Below are 5,386 nucleotides of genomic sequence, written 5' to 3'. Positions count from 1 at the left end.
AGAATTAAGTAAATATTGGTATGGGATCAATATAGTTAAAATTCATATTGTTAGCTAAAATTAACAATAATATTATTTGATAATAATTGAAAGTATTTTGGCCAAATTTATTGACAATTAGCAACATCTACATATTTGAGAACAAACTATATCTAATGTCTTTGCATAAGTTATGAGAATTTTCTTGTTGAGGCGATAGCTTAAAAAAAATGTAGCGTTGGCGGAGCCTAGTGGCAGCTATATCGCTCTATTGGCCATACGCTATATATAGTGTCTTTGCGTAAGTCCTGTGGATAATAAATAGGATTTGCTGAAACAAAATCAAAGTCTTCACAGATAAAGGTGTTAGCCTTTTTAGGTATCAAAAAGTGCGAGCTTTTCGGCTACTCAAGTTCAAAAATTTAGCATTTTGGTCAGACAAAGGCAGAAAAATTAAGGGATGATTCTTCTGACTTCCTATATAATTCCCATTTATCCTATACGTTGCCAATCCGACGGCTCCCCTACCTGACTCCTTTCCTTACCAAAAGAATTATGATAGAGTCGATGGGAGGATTTAGCCTCCTCACCTCTCCTTGAGAACCGTACATGAGAGTTTCATGTTTCAACGGCTCCTGATACTGAATATACGTTTAAGGGTTCGCCATTCATACTACTAGATGCCACCTATGCGCTAATAGCTGGATTTTGGCCGTTGTCAGTAGTTTTAATTAAGGTTAATGGCTCCAGTAGCGTTCCACGTCTGCCTATCCCAGCTATTAGGTTGGGAAGAGTGCTTTTTGAGACATCCTTAATCCTTGAGCCTTCGTTATTAAGCTTTCCTTACCTCCAAACGGAGGAGAACTCAAGGGGTTACTTCGTTCCCACAATCCTTTTCGCGTCTGATGACTATTAATCATTGGAGAGATGTGTGCGACTCGTTCCTATTAGGAGCCTCTAGAAACTAGAGGGGTATGAATAGGGTAAATACGAGGCCACGGAGGAAGAGCCTGTATAAAACGCCCAAAGAGGGATGATACGAAGCCAGCAAAGAAGAGCCTGTTGGATAACTGAGTTACAGATGCTGGTGAGAATCCAGCCCGCTAAGGGATAGCGGACTCCCGACCTGGCCACACCGAGTCAGACCTTTCCACTGACAGAGTGAAGCTGGCAACAGGCCCCAACCAGAGCTGATGTGATTAAGCACACTGGGGGTAATGGGGAGACGGCATGGGTACATTACGGAATGTCCTGAAAAAGCGTCCTATCCAGCGGCTGAGAGTCATTCAAATCTCCAGACCGCATACGGGATAACCCCGCACCAATGTGCATCTATTAGGTGTATCCCTGGGGTCCGTATGGGCGAATTGGACAGCCCTAAACCGTCATAATAATCTGAAACTCGGAACGAGGAAAAACGGTATGCAAGTCTGACCAAAGCAGGTTAGTTGGTTAGTAGGAGGGAAAGCTCGGAAACCTTGCTATCGGGTAGGATGGGGGAACGAAATTACCCCCGGCAGTCGAGAAACCTCAAAGGAAGGGTGATGACGCTTAGACACCTTAGAGTGAAGTTTCCTAAGCCTATGCGTACAGGGTAAAAACCTCTAGCCTGAAATTGCCCAGGTGAAAGTCGAATGCAACACGACACAGAAGTAAGTAACTCCAAGGCGGTAGGCCAAAGGCACTCCCTGACTGAGACGGTGGAAGATTAGGATCAACTAAACCTTGACCCGGTGAATGTCCTAATCAACGGATGCGAGTCTCTAATTGAGATGTTACCACAGACTGCTAGGAGCCGTGATGCGATGAAAGTCGCACGTCCGGTTCTGAAGTAGAGGTGCGGAGGGTAATACCTCCCATCGACTATAACGAACCATTTTGCCTCATGGCTTCTTTGGCTCAACGAATTGCACTCAGCAAACCCTAATTAATAATAGACATAGGCGTGATCATCAAAAATAAAATCAATCCCATACGCAAAAATTATCAATTCTTTCTCCCTGTTCCCTGTTCCCTCTTTTCCACCAGAGGTCTAATTAAATAATTCGCGCCTTGAAGCCTCCCCTTTTAAAACGAATCGCACTTAATTATTAATTATTAAAACTATGGTTCTACCACTACTTCAGTACCTACTTGCACTTTCTGAAATAAGTTAACCACATCCTCATTGTACATCCGCACGCAACCATGGGAAGCAGCATATCCAATTGATTCTACAGTGGGAGTACCGTGAAACCCAATGGTGTCTTTGCCATCTGTCCAAAAACCAATCCACCTTAATCCCAGGGCAGTATTTGGCCCCGCTGGCATTACCTCACCCGTCCAGGGATTCTGCCATTGAGGATTTTCTACCAGTTGAATAACTTTGAAATTCCCTGTGGGAGTTTCCCAACCTGGTTTACCCACCGCTACAGGATAACTGGCAACTTCTTCTTCTCCCTCATATACATATACTCGTCGTTCCCCTAACCGAAGTACGATCCGAACTAACTCTTCTGCTTCTATACCCAAATGTTTTTGGAAGTCTTTGATAGCTCGATCTAATTTTGGCATTAAGCCACCAAATGGTAAATTAGCTTCCACCTGTGTCTGCTGATTATTATTACTTGTCTGAACAGTAGGAGTAGAAGCTATAGCTAAATTTTTACTAAATAAAATAATTGCTGTGGTCAGGAAAATAGCTGTGAAATTATATGTTATTTGGTTGATTTTGCTAATAAGATATAGCCATTTATTTATGGTAGATTGCGTCATTTTTCACTCCTCATGTATCAAATCTAGATGTTATTAGAAACTAATGTGAAAGAAAGTTTAATTCAGCTTAGATATTAAAAATGTTTGAACTAAACTCTATTCGTATTTTTTAAGGTTCTACTACGACAGTTGTACCAATCCCCACTTTTTCAAATAGAGCTAGTACATCTTGGTTCAACATTCTAACACAACCATGAGAGGCTGCTTGTCCTACGGTTTCTTCGTTCGGAGTTCCATGAAAACCTATGTAGTTTGTGCCATCTGTCCAAAAACCAATCCATCTTTCCCCCAAGGGATTTTCTGGACCAGGAGGTATAATTTCTCCTGTAAAGGGATGTTTCCAAGAGGGATTTGGTATTTTTTGGATAACTTTATGGGTTCCTGTGGGAGTTTCCCATCCTTCTCTACCAATAGCTATTGGGTAGCTGGTTTTTAATTTGTCATTTTGATAGACATAGACACGGCGATCGCTTAATTTTATGACTAAATGAATTTTTTCATTGGGTTTAATATAAAGTTCATTGAGTGCTTTTTTTGTAATTATTGATTTGGGCTTTATTTGTGACTGGGGTTCGTTTAAATCTGTCGATTTTGTGGAAACTCCAGATTGATTTTTGAGTGGAGTTAAGCCATTGGCTTGTTGTTGTATAAGATTAAATATAATGACCGTACCTAAATTCAGGAAAATAACAAAATAAAAGCGACTAAAAATGCTGTTATTTTGACTACCATTTACCCAATTAGATGAAAAAAAATTGCTGACTTTTACATTCATTTATTCAATCCTTAACCACAAAAAATCTACAGATCGTTTATTATAATTGAAAGTTTAGTCAGCGGCTTAAAATCAACCTCAATTTTTGCAGCTTTAGCTGTTGTGTGGAGTTCGTTGCAGGGTAAAAAATTTGTAGGTATTTTCGGTAGACGTATTCCGGAAGAAAGGTTGTTTACTGCTTTTTCGTCATTGATGTTTTGCATCACAGCTTTCTTGCTAGGTTCGAGTATTTTGTTAATATTTCAAAATTAAGTTTTTGAGGATGTAATTTTTGAAGCTGCATCTGCTTTAGGAATAGTTGGTTTGTTCCGTGGCATTACTACGGATAAATCATCAATTCTTTCCTCCTACTCCCGTACGGGCGATTCGCATAGATGCCCCTACTCCCTCTTTTCCGCAGAGGTCTATTACATTTTGATTATCGTCATACTGCAATGTTTCGCAAAGAATATGAAAAAATTTTAACTTAAAAGATGAATAATTTAACTAAAAATAAGAATAAAAAGTCTGAAAAGTATGAAAAAAATAGGGATGCAATGTACGAAATATTGGCTAGTATGCAACCTAAAGCAATTAAGAATGCAAATAATTTATTAGAACAATATGATCGATCATATCCTGCTAATGATAATCCTTCCACAACAGTACATTTATTAGTTCAACAACTCAATATATTTGTTCGTAAATAATCCTTAAACAACAAACTCAATATCTCCTAATTTATCTATCTTTTCTTCGAGTCGTTTCAACATCAAAGCTTCCCCTATCCATTCATCCAATTATAAATTTTATTCTTGATTTATGGCATATTTATTATCTCCTTTTCTAATAACCAAGAGTTAATTAGTTCACGAATTTATTGAACATAATCCTTGATTAAAAAACTCAACTACCTGTAAATTTTTTACTTCTTCACAGAGATTTTTCAGCATCCAAGATTCTCCAATCCATTCGTCTAATTCTAGTCGTCTAATTCTAGAGTTTCTGTAAATTCATCATTTTCATATCTTCTGAGAAATTATTCTGTAGATAACTGATACTTAGTCTCAAATTTATGCAATCTTTGTTTGGTTCGTTCAATACAATCAGAAAAAGACTTTCATTAATGGATAATTGCGAACTTGATAATTACAAGAAGGTTAAAACCGCGAGGGAATTGAATATAAGGAATATTGTCTTTGTTTTCCCCTATCCAAGGGGAGGCTTCAAGGCGCGAATTATTTAATTATTAATTATTAATTATTAATTTTTCGGTAATTCTTTTTCTACTGCTGCTTTTAAAAATATTTTTAACGATTCTAGATTCTCGCATTTAATTTTAAGTTCTGGCATATTTATTATCTCCTTTAAAAGTGATTTAATGTTGTACTAACCAGACTTCCCCTCTTTTCAGATTATTCATTTTCTGTTTCCCAATCTTCAGCAATCCTAACTAATAAAGACAGAAAATCAAAATTTTAATACTTTGACGATTTCTCACAAACAGCATAAAGTGTGCTGAAGTTATTGTCAGTTAAGTTGCTCTGAGCGAATAAATATTTTTTGGTGACGAACGAGCGTGACGAATGAAACCAGACTATATGTAAAGTAGTTTGCTAGGTTGCCTTGCAGTAGCTGGATTAAATTGAGTATCTATAAATTCCACTGGATCATAAGTATTAATCCACAGATGAGCGCCACAATCTGCTGGTTCGTAAGGTCGATAGACGATATAGCAAGGACCTGAAATATATAAGTCATAACCATAATCGTTGCGCTTGCTGTCCTTGACTGACACTACAGGTTCAAATTCTTCTGGAGGCTTACCCATATTGCCTTTAATGTTCCTTTGATTAACATGAATCATTTTTGGTTTAGTAGATTGTTGCTTGCGCCACA

Annotated in this window: 3 protein-coding genes and 1 pseudogene; 1 reads left to right on the top strand and 3 read right to left on the bottom strand. The window is 38.0% G+C overall.

Annotated features, from left to right (window positions below):
- Nucleotides 1–2,082: 2,082 nt before the first annotated feature.
- Together F6K22_RS30280 and F6K22_RS30275 are read right to left on the bottom strand one after the other, a co-directional pair.
- Nucleotides 2,083–2,733 (bottom strand): L,D-transpeptidase, encoded by a 651-nt coding sequence (locus F6K22_RS30280; protein ID WP_293106749.1) that lies wholly within the window; start codon nt 2,731–2,733, stop codon nt 2,083–2,085.
- 109 nt (nt 2,734–2,842) lie between these two features.
- A complete protein-coding gene (locus F6K22_RS30275) occupies nt 2,843–3,508 on the bottom strand; it encodes a L,D-transpeptidase (RefSeq protein ID WP_293106746.1) in 666 nt (221 codons plus the stop codon).
- Nucleotides 3,509–3,981: 473 nt separating this feature from the next.
- On the opposite strand from F6K22_RS30275, the gene F6K22_RS30270 reads away from it, so the two are divergent.
- A complete protein-coding gene (locus F6K22_RS30270; RefSeq protein WP_293106743.1) occupies nt 3,982–4,197 on the top strand; it encodes an RloB domain-containing protein in 216 nt (71 codons plus the stop codon).
- 887 nt (nt 4,198–5,084) lie between these two features.
- On the opposite strand, the pseudogene F6K22_RS30265 reads toward F6K22_RS30270, so the two are convergent.
- Nucleotides 5,085–5,386 (bottom strand): annotated as a pseudogene (locus tag F6K22_RS30265) (hypothetical protein); the annotation flags it as partial.

Source organism: Okeania sp. SIO2F4, assembly GCF_010672385.1.
In the GTDB taxonomy this organism is placed as follows: Bacteria; Cyanobacteriota; Cyanobacteriia; order Cyanobacteriales; family Microcoleaceae; genus Trichodesmium.
This window is presented reverse-complemented; position numbering and strand designations above follow the sequence as displayed.